Here is a 14,352-nt window from a genome sequence, read left to right as displayed (position 1 = left end):
TAAACTTAAATCGAAGGTAAAAAAACATGCTAGTGCGAATGCGCTAGCATATAACATATGAAAAATAATAGATTAATACATCGCAAATTACCTGAAGTATATCCAGAATTTCCTGATGATATTCCGTTATTATTACAGCGAATTTATGCATTGCGTGGTATTTCTAGCATGCAAGAGCTCGACTATACTACTCGCAATCTATTCAATTACAATAAATTAGCGGGTATTGATAAAGCCGTTGAAATTCTTTATTTAGCAATGAAGAATAATAAGCGCATTATGGTTGTTGGCGATTTTGATACCGATGGCGCGACAAGCACTGCCTTAACTATCAAAGCACTAAAAAATATGGGCTGCCTTTTTGTTGATTATATCATTCCAGATCGCTTTGACGATGGATATGGGTTAAGCGTTTCGGTTGTTAAAAAAGCCATTTTACAAAATACACAGCTCATTATTACCGTTGACAACGGCATTTCAGCTAATGAAGCTGTTGATTTTGCAAAAAGATCAAACTTATCGGTGATTATTACCGATCACCATTTATGCCCAGAACAGTTACCGAACGCCGATGCCATAATCAATCCTAATTTACCAAACTGTTCTTTCCCGTCTAAGCATTTAGCCGGTGTTGGTGTAGCTTTTTATTTGATGCTGGCTTTACGCGCAAAACTACGACAAGAAAATTGGTTCGCAGATAATAATTTGACCGAATATAATGTGGCAAATTTATTAGATTTAGTTGCTTTGGGTACTATTGCTGACGTAGTTAAACTCGATCATAATAATCGTATTTTAGTTCACCAAGGTATAAATAGAATTCGATCTGGATATTGTAGTGAAGGTATCAAAGCCTTATTACATATCGCTAAAAAAGATCGAACTTCTTTAACTTCAACAGATTTGGCTTTTTATATAGCGCCCAGATTAAACGCTGCAGGCAGAATGGACAATATGGCATTGGGTGTTCAATTATTACTTTGCGATAATTATGATTCCGCTATCAACAAAGCCACCGATCTTGATAATCTCAATAATGATCGCAAGCTCATTGAACAAACGATGCATAAAGAAGCTTTATCGTTTATTCAAGAAATCGAAAAACAAAACATATCAATTCCTCACTTACTTGTGTTTTACCATCCTGAATGGCATCAAGGTATTATTGGGATCCTATCTTCACGTTTAAAAGATAAATATTATCGACCCGTTATATCGTTCGCATCAACTCAAGATGGTTTTTTAAAAGGTTCTGGTCGCTCAATTCCGGGCGTTCATCTACGTGATCTCATCGATGAATTAAATCAGCAACATCCTGATTTAATAGTAAGCTTTGGCGGTCACGCAATGGCTGTGGGATTAACTATTCGTGAAGAAGATTTACAACGTTTTAAAAGTAGCTTTGAGACTCTTTTAGACACACATTTAAAACCTGATTTGCTAGAACCTATCATTGAAACTGATGGTGAAATAGACAGTCAAGATCTTACTTACCACATTGCCAAGCAGTTAAAAGAATCAGGTCCATGGGGCGAAGGATTTGGTGCTCCCATTTTTGATGGTGAGTTTACTATTCATCAGCAACGATTATTGGCCAACAAACACCTAAAATTAGTATTAGAACCCCAAAATGGTGGTCCACTTATTGAGGGGATATTTTTTAATGTAAATCGACAGCAATGGCCAGATCAATCAATAAAAAATGTAAAAGCAGTTTATCATCTCGATATAGATGAGTTTCGTGGTAACCAAGCACCACAATTAATGATTAAACATCTATGGTCTATCGCATAAGCAGGTAGAATCGATTATAATTAAAGATTGTGCTAAATTTACATCTGATTAGTAGTCAAATCGACAATGATAGCCCAACATCATCTATATCATATTTATACAACGTTAAGGATTTAAAATGCATATTCATATTCTTGGGATTTGTGGCACATTTATGGCAGGGATTGCATTAATAGCCCGTTCCCTAGGTCATAAAGTAACAGGTTCAGATAAAAATATTTATCCGCCAATGAGTACACTTTTACAGAAAGAACACATTGATATTATTGAAGGATATGATCCATCACAACTCACATCTACACCTGATTTAGTCATCATTGGCAATGCCCTATCAAGAGGTAATCCTTGCGTTGAATATATCTTGGATAATAACATTCCTTATATTTCAGCACCGCAATGGCTACATGATAACGTGTTACGCGATCGCTGGGTCATTGCTGTTGCTGGCACACATGGCAAAACCACAACAGCCGGTATGATCAATTGGATTTTAGAAAAACAAAATTATAAACAAGGTTTTATTATTGGTGGTGTGCCGGGTAATTTTGATGTATCAGCAAGATTAGGTGAAGGTAATTTTTTTGTCATTGAAGCGGACGAATATGACTGTTCATTCTTTGATAAACGTTCAAAATTTATGCACTACTGCCCTAAAACATTGATCATGAACAATTTAGAATTTGATCATGCAGATATTTTTGATGATCTTAGTTCAATTCAAAAACAGTTTCACCACTTAGTTCGTTTAGTGCCAAGTAAAGGACTTATCATCGCACCACAAGATGATGTAAATTTAAAACAAGTATTAGCAAAAGGCTGCTGGAGCGAACAAACCTTTACTGAATCAGAAACTGGCTGGTTAGCTCAACGTATGAATAACGATGCAAGCCATTTTGCTGTTTTGTATAACAATAAAAAAGTAGGCGAAGTAAAATATGCATTAGTTGGCGAACATAATATGCATAATGCATTAATGGCAATTGCAGCCGCTCATAATGTGGGCATTGATCCAGTTGATGCTTGCTTAGCATTAGGCTCGTTTATTAATGCAAAAAGACGTTTAGAGCTGTATGGTGAAGTTAATAACATCGAAATCTATGACGACTTTGCTCATCATCCAACGGCAATTTTAGCTACTTTAGAAGCATTACGCAGTAAAATTGGCGCTAATCGCCGTATTTTAGTCGTACTTGAACCCCGCTCAAACACAATGAAATTAGGGGTATCTAAAGATGAACTGGCTCCATCACTTGGACGTGCTGACGAAATTTTCATCTTTCAACCTGAACAGCTACCTTGGTTAGTAGCAGATGTGGTTGAAGCATGTATTCAACCCGCTTACTGGACCGGTGATATTGATTTATTGGTTGAAATGATCACAAAATCAGCTCGACCAACAGATGCAATTTTAATTATGAGTAATGGTGATTTTGGCGGTATTCATAACAAAATTTTAGAAAGCCTAGAAAAGCAACAAATCAAAGATCAAGAAAAATTGCCATTAAATTAATGGCAATGTTAATAGCAATATGAAATAAGCTACATCACATGGCATCTCATATAAGAAAGATATTTCATAAATAAAACTAGCGAAATGATTACTATGTTATGCCGCAAAATAAAAGTAGAAAGAATTACAACATTATCTTAGCAAAACAGGCTGAAAAAACTGGAATTAGTATTGCAATAATAAAACATATTAAGCATGATAAATTGATCACATTATAAACCTTGATTTGTGCTCTTCGTGGATTAAGTGAACTTGCTCAGCTTAATAAGTTGCTTACTTATAACGAAGTTATCCCTATTATTTCATCAGAGCAAAACAGAGTAGCCAAACGAAAAAATCAATACACAGTAAAAATAGAATAAGTTGTTGTGCTGGAAATTGCATGAGCTACAGTTTAAATCTTAGCCGATTGTAAAATCGGCGGATTAGATGCAACAATAACGCATCTAATTACAATGAACCGTAATTGCTAGTCCACCACGTGATGTTTCTCGATATTTTGCGTTCATATCTTTTCCTGTTTCATACATGGTTTTAATCACCTTATCTAATGATACTTTTGCCGCAGTAATTCGTCTTAAAGCCATTCTTGTTGCATTGATTGATTTTACTGCAGCAATGGCATTACGCTCAATACAAGGTACCTGCACTTGACCAGCAACTGGATCGCAGGTCAATCCTAAGTTATGCTCCATTGCAATTTCGGCAGCCATGCAAACTTGCTCAGGATTCCCCCCTAAAAGCTCAGCAAGTCCTGCTGCAGCCATAGAACAAGCAACGCCAACTTCTCCTTGACATCCAACTTCAGCACCAGAAATAGACGCATTAATTTGATAAAGTTGTCCTATCGCACCACAAGTTAGAAAAAATCGGATATAAATATCGGGCGTAACCGGATTAATAAATTTATCATAATAAGCAAGCACCGCAGGTATAATGCCACATGCACCATTTGTTGGCGCCGTCACCACTCGCCCACCGGCCGCATTTTCTTCACTAACGGCAAGTGCAAACATATTTACCCAATCAATAATCACCATTGGATCACTAATAATTTTATCTTTGGTAGTAGATAATTGACGATATAACGAAAACGCACGACGTGGAACTTTTAGTGGTCCAGGTAATAGTCCTTCAGTATTTATTCCACGCTTGATACATTCCAAAATCGTTTGCCCAACGCGAGAAAAATAATCTTCAATTTCTTCATAATTGTGTAATTGCAACTCATTTTTCATCATAATACTGGAAATTGACAATGAATTATCTTCACAATGTTTTAATAGTTGTGCAGCGGAAGAAAATGGATAAGGAAGTTTTACTGAATCTTGCTTTTGTTGACCAAAATTTTCTGCCTCAACAATTTGACCACCGCCAATGGAATAATACGTTTTTTGCAATAGTAATGTATTACCATTATAGGCACTTAACGTCATGCCATTTTCATGTAATGGCAAAAAGTTAGAATGAAACACCATACAACTATCCAAAGCAAAGTCGATTTCGTAACGATTATGATAAATCGGTAAACGGTGAGTTTGGCTTAATTTTTCCATAAAAACCGGGATATTATCAATATTAACAGTATCAGGTTTTTCACCCGCTAACCCCATAATGATAGCAATATCAGTTTGGTGCCCTTTACCTGTTAATGACAAAGAACCATAAACATCAGCTACAATTTTTGTTACTGATGACATCATATCATTATCGATTAGTTGATCGATAAATGCCTTCCCTGCTCTCATTGGCCCTACTGTATGCGAACTTGAAGGACCAATACCTATCTTAAATATTTCAAATACTGAACTCATATTTTTTCCTTTTTGATGCCAAAAAAAATTAATACTGATGACCTAGTTATAACTTTATAAATTTTTTTACTAGTTAAATAAAAATAACCTCATCAACACATCGCATTAATTGTCATAGTGATAGCTAAGCATCACTTTTAAAGATTATGAAAATAAGTTTTTAATATTCATTAGTAATTAATGTTTATTTTACAGTTAGTCAAGTTTACCAATAGACTTTTTATCCATCGATGAATATCGACGGGTTTTATTTATTGCATAAATAGGTGGTTATTAACCATCTAATCAATTTTATAATAAATTATAGATAGCAGCTGAAATCGCAACTAGCCCCATAGCAACTATAAACACATTACTTGGTTTTCCCCGATATTTTGCTAATACAGGTAATTTATGAATTGCATACATCGGCATTAAAAACAATAATATCGCTAAAATAGGACCACCAAGTGATTCAATAAGACCTAAAATACTAGGATTTAGTGTGGCAATGCCCCATGCTGTTACAAACATAAATACAATAGCAAGTTTATCAAGTTTCTTTTCTGAAATTGTTTTATTGCGGCTACGCAAGACTTTATTAACAATACCGTTAAAACCTTCTTTACCACCTAGATAATGGCCTAAAAACGATTTTGCCATAGCAATAAAGGCAATTGGAGGACCAATATATTCAATAACAGGTGAGTTAAAACGATTAGCCAAATAAGATAGCGTTGAAATATTCTGCGCTTTCGCTTCTAAAAGCTCTGCTGGAGTTAAACAAAATGCACAGCTAAAAACAAAAAACATAACTGTGACAACCATCATTATATTACTTGCTGCAATAATTTTAGTACATTTTGGAGCAGCATAAATTTCACCATATTCTTTACGTTTAGCAACAGCTAAAGATGAAATAATCGGCGAGTGATTAAAGGCAAAAACCATAACAGGAATTACTAGCCAAAGTGTCATTAAAATACTTTGTTCACCATCACTACCATTACTGCCAAAAGATAAATTAGCAAAAATTTCACCATGCCATTGCGGAATTAAAAATAAAGCTAAAATCATTAAAACAGCAATAAATGGAAAAACCAATATAGACATAACTTTAACAATAAGTTCTTCACCAAAGTGAACAATTGACATTAAAAATGCAACTAAAACAAATGAAAGTAAAGCTCGTGGTAGTGATTCCATTCCTAGTTGGTGAACCATAAAACTATCTACCGTGTTAGTAATGCCAACACTATAGACTAATAATATCGGATAAATTGCAAAAAAATAAAGCACTGTTATCCAGTTTCCTGCTGTTCGCCCAAAAGCCTCTTCAACCACAACGGTGATATCACCTTCACGACTTTTGCCTGATAATACAAATCGACACAAAGCTTGGTGAGCAAAAAATGTCATTGGAAAAGCAAGAACCAGCATAACCAATAATGGAATTAATCCGCCTACCCCCGCATTAATTGGTAGAAAAAGCACGCCAGCACCAATCGCGGTACCATACAGGCTAAGCATCCATAATGTATCACTTTTTTGCCATTTGGGTAATACTGATCCATTCTTTGACTCTATTACAGCTTTGTTAGTCATTAACTTACTCATTTTATACTACTCCTTAATTAAATATGCTGTAAATATAATATCAAATGAACGACTATTACAAAGTGATCTCAATCACACTATCAATTAAAAATCAAATATAATCAATATAATAAATGATATTCAATTTGATACCAAACAAATTAAAAACGAATAAAGTATCAATTTTGATTTTTACTAAATAAAACAATCTACCGTTTTATTGCAAATTGCATTGACGGCTAAATGACAATAACTAAGAATTCATAGACAAAAGAATTGGCACCTATATCGTAAAATAACTTACGGTCGACCAATAACCTAAAAAACGTTTATTTAATGTTGTTTTAAGGTTTTACCGTTAGTTTTATATTTAAAATAGCGATAAAATTACTTTAGTGTTGTGCTTGGTACTGCTAAACTAGCTCACATTTTTATTATATTTATAAATAAATTATTTTCGGGATAAATTTATGCGAACCAGTAAATATCTTCTTTCAACGTTAAAAGAAACCCCCGCTGATGCAGAAGTCATTAGCCATCAATTAATGTTACGTGCCGGCATGATCCGTAAAGTGGCTGCTGGTTTATATACTTGGCTTCCCACTGGTTACCGAGTCCTTAAAAAAGTAGAAAATATTGTTCGTGAAGAGATGAACAAAGCAGGCGCAATAGAAGTACTCATGCCCGTTGTACAACCTGCTGATATTTGGCAAGAAAGTGGACGTTGGGAACAATATGGTCCTGAACTACTACGGATTAAAGACCGTGGTGATCGTGATTTTGTATTAGGACCAACCCATGAAGAAGTGATTACTGACTTACTCCGTAATGAAGTCAGTTCGTACAAACAATTACCACTTAATGTCTATCAAATTCAAACTAAATTTCGTGATGAAGTACGCCCACGTTTTGGTGTGATGCGTTCGCGTGAATTTATTATGAAAGATGCATACTCTTTCCATACCACACAAGCATCATTGCAAGAAACTTATGATGATATGTATAAAGCCTATAGTGCAGTATTTACACGCGCAGGTTTAAACTTTAGAGCAGTGCGCGCTGACACTGGATCGATTGGTGGTAACTGGTCACATGAGTTCCAAGTATTGGCCGACAGTGGTGAAGACGACATCGTGTTTTCAACAGAATCGGACTATGCGGCTAATATCGAAATGGCACAAGCACAAGCGCCAACACAAAAACGCTCAGCGCCGACTAAAGCAATGGAACTGGTTGATACACCAAACGCCAAAACAATTGAAGAATTAGTTGAACAATTCAATTTACCAATTGAAAAAACCGTGAAAACCCTAATGGTGAAAGCCACAAAAGAAAGCGGTCACCAACTTGTTGCGCTATTAGTCCGTGGAGACCACACCTTAAACGAAATCAAAGCCGAAAAAATTGATATCGTAGCCTCACCACTAGAATTTGCAACCGAAGAAGAGATCCGCGCGTTAGTTAATGCTGGACCAGGATCATTAGGTCCAATTAACTTAAATATGCCAATTATTATTGATCGCGATGTGGCCGTTATGAGCGATTTTAGCGCTGGTGCCAATATTGATCATAAACATTATTTTAATATTAATTGGCAGCGCGACGTTGCCCTGCCACGTATTGAAGATATCCGCAACGTGGTTGAAGGTGACATCAGTCCTGATGGCAAAGGAACATTACAAATCAAACGCGGTATTGAAGTTGGGCATATCTTCCAACTTGGTACAAAATACTCACAAGCAATGAAAGCCACTGTACAAGGTGAAGATGGGCAAAATCACGTCATGATCATGGGTTGCTATGGGATTGGTGTAAGCCGAATTGTGGCTGCGGCAATTGAACAATGTCATGATGAACGTGGTATTGTTTGGCCAGAAGCGATTGCGCCATTTAGTGTCGTGATTATTCCAATGAATATGCACAAATCAGAAAAAGTCCAAGCAACAGCTGAAAAACTTTACGCTGATCTACAAGCAGCTGGCATTGAGGTACTCTTTGACGACCGTAAAGAGCGCCCAGGTGTGATGTTTGCTGATGCGGAACTAATAGGCATTCCACACTCGATAGTAATTGGTGAGCGCAATCTTGAAAATGGCGAAGTTGAATACAAACATCGTGCTGGTGGTAATAAAGAAATGGTAAACGTTGATAATATTATTGAATTTATCAAAAATCGTCAGCATAAGGCATAATAAATTTGATTATGAAAATAACAACAACCGTGTCAATACGGTTGTTGTTATTTTGCCATTTCAATAATTAAGAACAGTGCCTTTTTATGCTTATTACCGCAAATAAACTAAGCACTCTAATGATAAATTCAAAGTGATATAGTTCTTTTTTTCGGCTAAAATAGAACCATAAAAATCTTATTCCAATTGGTTGAAATAATGTTAAAAAAAGCCATCGCATTTGTACTTTCCACCTCATTGTTATTACAACATACATCTATCGTTTATGCGGATAACATCAATCTTCCCGATATTGGCACTGCCGCAGCCACAACACTAACTATCGGTCAAGAGATGGAAATGGGCGATTATTATATGCGAATGTTACGAGCGGGTGCGCCCATAATAAACGATCCTGTTTTAAATCAATATATTAATGATTTAGGTAATAAATTAGTCGCTAAATCTGAATCAGTAAAAACACCTTTTCATTTCTATATTATGAAAAGTGATGTACTTAATGCATTCGCTTTTTTTGGTGGAAATGTTGTTATTCATTCTAAGCTCATATTAGATACCGACAATGAAAGCCAATTAGCCTCTGTTATGGCTCACGAAATTGGACATGTCACCGAACGTCATTTGGCCAGAGCAATGGAGAACCAAAAACGTAATAGCCCTTATGTTTGGGGCGCAACACTGGGGTCTTTATTACTAACATTAGCCAATCCCGAAGCTGGTATGGCAGCAATGACCAGTACTATGGCTGGCTCTGCTCAAAATAGGATTAGTTTTACACAAAGTAATGAACAAGAAGCTGATCGTGTCGGTTTAAGAACGCTTGCTAAAGCTGGATTTGATCCTTATGCTTCATCTGAATTTTTACAAAAACTCGCCGATCAGAACCGTTTTAGTAGCAAAGCCCCTGAAATTTTACTTACTCACCCATTACCTAATAGCCGATTAACTGATATTCGCAGTCGTTCGATGCAATATAGTAAAAAAAATGTGCCGTCATCGCTAAGCTATTATTTAGCAAAATCAAGATTAGCAATATTAATGGCGAAAAATAAAAATACGACAAAACGATTAATTGAAGATTACCAAAAACTGAATGATGAACAAAGTAAAACAGCCATTATCTATAGTAGTGCTTTAGCTGACAACTTGAGTGGCAATAATCAAAAAGCAAAACAACAACTACAACCATTATTAGACAGTGACCCTAATAATATTTGGTATATTGATTTAATGACTGATATTGATTTAGCACTCAACAATAGTAGTGCTGCAATTACTCGCCTACAAGTGGCATTAAAAAAAGTACCAGATAGCTCAGCATTGCAATTGAATTTAGCTAATGCGTATATAAAAAATAGAAACTATCAACAAGCCGTCAGCTTGTTGCATCGCTACACTTTTGACCACAATGATGATAGCAATGGCTGGGAATTACTCATTACAGCTTATGGAGGGTTACATTCAAGGGCTCAAGAAATGAGTGCTCAAGCCGAAGCAATTGCATTAGAAGGACAATTTCAACAAGCCATTGAATTACTACAAAATGCTAAAAACCAAACCAAAGGCAATCAAACAATGATTTCCAAAATTGATGCCAGAATCAATCAATTAAAGCAGCTACAAAAACGTTATGCGGCTTATAATCGATAATTGACGTTAACGATAACTTCTCGACTAATCATAGCAATAACCACTAGTCGAGAAGATAACGCCTTTATTTTCCAGCTAAATGATCGACATTATTGTAAAATTTCACAGTAAATATGCCTTCATCCTGATCATTACTTTGCTTATAGTTAACCATACTAATGCTGGTATTTAACATCCTTGGGAAATAAGCCTCATCACGATGTAAACGCCAATCGCCACCATTTAAAACACACAGTAATATGCGTAATACCGTACCGTGCGACACAACCAAAATATTACCGGTATCTTGGGGAGCATTTTGTACAATGGTATTTAGCCCTTGCTTCATGCGCCCAAGTATATCAAGGTAATTTTCGCCTTGATTGACTGCAGCATCAAAATTAGCCGGATCAGTTAAATAAATGTTAAATTCGGGCACTTCTTGTTTTAACGTTGGTACATGTTTACCTTCCCAAATACCAAAATCCATCTCACGCAGATCAGCAAGCTCATATGTAGGAATCGCAAAATTATTTTCGTTAATGATATAATCGCGGGTTTCCATAGCGCGTTGTTGAGTACTTGAGTATGCTTGCATAAAAGGCACATTTTTTAAATGTTGTCCCGTCACTTTAGCCCCTAAAATACCCTGTTCAGTTAACGGTGAATTTTGAGATCCTTGCATCTGATCTTTAATATTCCACTGCGTTTGACCATGTCTAATTAAATATAAATTTAGATCTTTCATTCGTACTAGCTACCTTTTTTATTTTAAGATTCTTTTTGCTGATATTTATCTTTTCTAAGATAGGTTAAACAAGCCTGTAAAGTAGCATCCATTGGCGCATGTAATTGCATCTCTTGTAAACTTTTGGGATGAATAAATCTAACACTGGCAGCATGTAAAAATAATCGATTAAGCTTTGTTGCAGCCAATAATGCATCAAACTGTCTATCACCATAGCGATCATCAAAAGCAATGGGATGATTAGCATATTGCGTATGGATACGGATTTGATGAGTACGTCCAGTTACTGGGCTTGCTTTGATTAGGGTTGCAAAATCAAAACGCTCTTCAACTTTAAAACGTGTTTCAGATGCTTTACCCTCTTTATCGACTTTCACCACTCGCTCACCACTTTTTAATACATTTTTAAGTAGTGGCGCTTGTATCACTTTACAGTCAGAAGACCAATTACCCTTAACAAGCGCCAAATAATTTTTCTGCATTTGTTTAAGTCGTAATTGTTCGTGTAGCGCTTTTAATGCAGAGCGCTTTTTGGCGATCAATAACACACCCGATGTTTCACGGTCGATGCGGTGCACCAACTCCAAAAACTTTGCTTCAGGTCTTAGAGCACGTAAACCTTCAATTACGCCAAAACTTAAACCACTGCCACCATGAACGGCAATACCTGATGGTTTATTAATCGCCAACATTACCTCATCTTCATAGATAATTGCTTTTTCTAAATCGGCGACTTTATTAAGCTTGGTCGAAATTTCGGGCATAGTTTTTTCAGTCATGCGAATAGGAGGAATACGTACTTGATCACCAATACTCAATTTATATTCAGGTTTAATTCGCTTTTTGTTAACACGAACTTCGCCTTTTCTTAAAATACGATAAATCATACTTTTTGGTACACCTTTTAAATAGGTGATTAAAAAGTTATCAATCCGCTGCGTCGCATTTTCCTCTGAAATGGTAACAAATGAGACTTGTAATTTTGTTTGTGGAACAGTTGAGTCCATAAGAAATGATTAATCCGCCATCAATAGATAAAGTCGTTTACATTATTCAAAAATAAACTACACTATCGTAATTTAAAAATAAGATAGATTATCTTCGATATAATTAATAAAAAAAGATTATAGCGGAATATGGGAGAATAAAATAGTATGTTATCACTGCTTAATCAATACTCAAAAGGTCGATTTGCTTGGTTCTTATTGTTCTTTTCTACTCTTACTTTTGAAATAATCGCGCTTTATTTTCAGCATGGTTTAGGGCTTGCCCCTTGTACACTCTGCATTTATCAGCGTTGCGCTATTTTAGGCATCATGCTAGCTGGCATTGTTGGGCTTATTGCGCCTGGTAACTTTATTTTTCGGTTAATTGGTACTTTTATTTGGCTTTTTAGCGCCTATCAAGGTTTTTGTTTAGCAACGTTCCATGCCCATTTACAATTCGAACCTAATTTAAGTGATACCTGCACAATTAACGTACAGTTTCCGACTTGGTTACCCTTAGACACTTTGTTTCCTAGCATGTTTAAAGCTTATGGTTCTTGTGCCGATAAAATTTGGACATTTTTAACCATCGAAATGTCACAATGGATGATTATTATTTTTGCATGCTATCTTATTGTTGGTTTAGCCGTATTAATAGCCCAGATCTTTTCATCCCCAAAAGTTTCAATCTGGAATAAATAACTTTATTTATAAAACTGGCACTTTTGGTTGAGTTTGTTAAAATGTGTGGCAATTTTATTTTACAAGTTTTCACACATAAATGCTTTTAGAATATCACCCACCTATTGAACCTTGGCTATCGATTTTGCATCAAGACGACCATATTGTGGTTGTAAATAAACAACCTGGTATTTTGTCGGTGTCAGGCAATAAACCTCAATTTATTGATAGTATTATTCATCGATTACAGCAAAAATATAGCTACGTCGAATCAGTCCATCGGTTAGACATGGCAACCAGTGGTATTATGGTTGTCGCACTGTCAAAACTAGCCGATCGAGAAATTAAAAAACAGTTTCGAGAACGTATTCCTAAAAAAACATACATTGCTGTCGTACATGGGCATCTTGAACAGGATTTTGGTCGTGTTGAATTACCATTGATTTGTGATTGGCCTAATCGCCCAAGGCAAATGGTCGATTTAGAAAATGGCAAACATGCACTGACTGAATATCAAGTTATTTCACGCAACTCGGACAATACAACCCGCGTTAAATTATTTCCTTTTACGGGAAGATCGCACCAATTACGTGTTCATATGCAAGCCATTGGCCACCCTATTTTAGGCGATAAATTTTATGCACATCCCCAAGCGTTTGCCATGTCTAAAAGATTGCTATTGCACGCCCAATTACTCACCATTAATCACCCAAAAACAGGTGAAAGTATGACGTTTAGCTGTGAACCTGATTTTTAAAATAGAGGTATAAAACTTGCTCATGCTAATCATTGATAAACAATTAATATTAAGGAAGTTAAAATGCAAAAAATTGTGTTAGCAACGAATAATCAAGGTAAAGTCAATGAATTGCAAAAATTACTCGCCGATGCCGGTTTTGACATTATTGCACAAAGCCAATTTAATGTACCAGATGCTAACGAAACAGGTTTAACCTTTATTGAAAATGCGATTTTAAAAGCAAGACATACCGCTAAATTAACGGGACTTCCCGCCATTGCCGATGACTCAGGCTTAGCGGTCGATGCACTTGATGGACAACCTGGCATCTATTCTGCTCGTTATGCAGGTGAACATGGCAACGACGCAAGCAACAATCAAAAATTACTCAATGCGTTACAAAATATCCCAAAAGAAAAGCGCACTGCTTACTTTTATTGTGCACTCGTTTTTATGCGACACGAAAACGACCCTACGCCTATCATCTGTTTAGGCAAATGGCATGGTTTAATCTTAAATGAAGAGCAAGGTGACGGCGGGTTTGGTTACGACCCACTTTTTTATGTACCAGAATTAAACTGCACCGCAGCGCAACTAACTAAAGAACAGAAAAGCCAACTATCACATCGAGGTCAAGCTCTTAAACAATTGATTACCAAAATTAAAACCGATTATTAATTGTTA

General features: G+C 36.0%; 11 protein-coding genes. 7 read left to right on the top strand and 4 right to left on the bottom strand.

The window, feature by feature from the left end; translation table 11 throughout:
- Nucleotides 1-57: 57 nt before the first annotated feature.
- Together recJ and mpl are read left to right on the top strand one after the other, a co-directional pair.
- A complete protein-coding gene (gene recJ, locus BQ5209_RS06330) occupies nucleotides 58-1,794 on the top strand; it encodes a single-stranded-DNA-specific exonuclease RecJ (protein WP_085247702.1) in 1,737 nt (578 codons plus the stop codon).
- Between the two features lie 118 nt (nucleotides 1,795-1,912).
- Complete coding sequence (mpl, locus tag BQ5209_RS06325; RefSeq protein WP_085247701.1) at nucleotides 1,913-3,304, top strand: UDP-N-acetylmuramate:L-alanyl-gamma-D-glutamyl-meso-diaminopimelate ligase; 1,392 nt, start codon at nucleotides 1,913-1,915, stop codon at nucleotides 3,302-3,304.
- Between the two features lie 446 nt (nucleotides 3,305-3,750).
- Here the strand turns inward: mpl and BQ5209_RS06320 are convergent, their stop codons facing one another.
- Complete coding sequence (locus tag BQ5209_RS06320) at nucleotides 3,751-5,118, bottom strand: L-serine ammonia-lyase (protein WP_085247700.1); 1,368 nt, start codon at nucleotides 5,116-5,118, stop codon at nucleotides 3,751-3,753.
- 291 nt (nucleotides 5,119-5,409) lie between these two features.
- Nucleotides 5,410-6,702, bottom strand: coding sequence for a serine/threonine transporter (locus BQ5209_RS06315; RefSeq protein ID WP_208609967.1), 1,293 nt, complete (start codon nucleotides 6,700-6,702; stop codon nucleotides 5,410-5,412).
- A 461-nt stretch (nucleotides 6,703-7,163) separates the two neighbouring features.
- Between BQ5209_RS06315 and proS the strand changes: the two genes are divergently transcribed.
- Both proS and bepA read left to right on the top strand, forming a co-directional pair.
- Nucleotides 7,164-8,885: a proline--tRNA ligase gene (proS, locus tag BQ5209_RS06310; RefSeq protein ID WP_085247698.1), complete on the top strand. Its 1,722-nt coding sequence runs from the start codon at nucleotides 7,164-7,166 to the stop codon at nucleotides 8,883-8,885.
- Between the two features lie 198 nt (nucleotides 8,886-9,083).
- Nucleotides 9,084-10,535, top strand: coding sequence for a beta-barrel assembly-enhancing protease (gene bepA / locus BQ5209_RS06305; protein WP_085247697.1), 1,452 nt, complete (start codon nucleotides 9,084-9,086; stop codon nucleotides 10,533-10,535).
- 64 nt (nucleotides 10,536-10,599) lie between these two features.
- Here the strand turns inward: bepA and BQ5209_RS06300 are convergent, their stop codons facing one another.
- Both BQ5209_RS06300 and rluC read right to left on the bottom strand, forming a co-directional pair.
- On the bottom strand, nucleotides 10,600-11,262 hold the full coding sequence (locus BQ5209_RS06300) for a histidine phosphatase family protein (protein WP_085247696.1): 663 nt from the start codon (nucleotides 11,260-11,262) through the stop codon (nucleotides 10,600-10,602).
- Between the two features lie 23 nt (nucleotides 11,263-11,285).
- Nucleotides 11,286-12,269 (bottom strand): 23S rRNA pseudouridine(955/2504/2580) synthase RluC, encoded by a 984-nt coding sequence (gene rluC / locus BQ5209_RS06295; protein WP_085247695.1) that lies wholly within the window; start codon nucleotides 12,267-12,269, stop codon nucleotides 11,286-11,288.
- Nucleotides 12,270-12,416: 147 nt separating this feature from the next.
- On the opposite strand from rluC, the gene dsbB reads away from it, so the two are divergent.
- From dsbB to BQ5209_RS06280, 3 genes are all read left to right on the top strand, one after another.
- On the top strand, nucleotides 12,417-12,950 hold the full coding sequence (gene dsbB, locus BQ5209_RS06290; protein WP_085247694.1) for a disulfide bond formation protein DsbB: 534 nt from the start codon (nucleotides 12,417-12,419) through the stop codon (nucleotides 12,948-12,950).
- Nucleotides 12,951-13,029: 79 nt separating this feature from the next.
- Nucleotides 13,030-13,686: a bifunctional tRNA pseudouridine(32) synthase/23S rRNA pseudouridine(746) synthase RluA gene (rluA, locus tag BQ5209_RS06285; RefSeq protein ID WP_085247693.1), complete on the top strand. Its 657-nt coding sequence runs from the start codon at nucleotides 13,030-13,032 to the stop codon at nucleotides 13,684-13,686.
- Nucleotides 13,687-13,749: 63 nt separating this feature from the next.
- Nucleotides 13,750-14,346, top strand: coding sequence for an XTP/dITP diphosphatase (locus BQ5209_RS06280; RefSeq protein WP_085247692.1), 597 nt, complete (start codon nucleotides 13,750-13,752; stop codon nucleotides 14,344-14,346).
- Nucleotides 14,347-14,352: the final 6 nt, after the last annotated feature.

Source organism: Gilliamella mensalis (genome assembly GCF_900103085.1).
GTDB lineage: Bacteria > Pseudomonadota > Gammaproteobacteria > Enterobacterales > Orbaceae > Gilliamella > Gilliamella mensalis.
This window is presented reverse-complemented; position numbering and strand designations above follow the sequence as displayed.

Coding starts and splice junctions, on each gene's coding strand:
- rluC (WP_085247695.1), bottom strand. CDS start 12,269: ATGGACTCAACTGTTCCACAAACAAAATTACAAGTCTCATTTGTTACC.
- BQ5209_RS06300 (WP_085247696.1), bottom strand. CDS start 11,262: ATGAAAGATCTAAATTTATATTTAATTAGACATGGTCAAACGCAGTGG.
- BQ5209_RS06280 (WP_085247692.1), top strand. CDS start 13,750: ATGCAAAAAATTGTGTTAGCAACGAATAATCAAGGTAAAGTCAATGAA.
- BQ5209_RS06320 (WP_085247700.1), bottom strand. CDS start 5,118: ATGAGTTCAGTATTTGAAATATTTAAGATAGGTATTGGTCCTTCAAGT.
- rluA (WP_085247693.1), top strand. CDS start 13,030: ATGCTTTTAGAATATCACCCACCTATTGAACCTTGGCTATCGATTTTG.
- bepA (WP_085247697.1), top strand. CDS start 9,084: ATGTTAAAAAAAGCCATCGCATTTGTACTTTCCACCTCATTGTTATTA.
- proS (WP_085247698.1), top strand. CDS start 7,164: ATGCGAACCAGTAAATATCTTCTTTCAACGTTAAAAGAAACCCCCGCT.
- mpl (WP_085247701.1), top strand. CDS start 1,913: ATGCATATTCATATTCTTGGGATTTGTGGCACATTTATGGCAGGGATT.
- BQ5209_RS06315 (WP_208609967.1), bottom strand. CDS start 6,702: ATGACTAACAAAGCTGTAATAGAGTCAAAGAATGGATCAGTATTACCC.
- dsbB (WP_085247694.1), top strand. CDS start 12,417: ATGTTATCACTGCTTAATCAATACTCAAAAGGTCGATTTGCTTGGTTC.
- recJ (WP_085247702.1), top strand. CDS start 58: ATGAAAAATAATAGATTAATACATCGCAAATTACCTGAAGTATATCCA.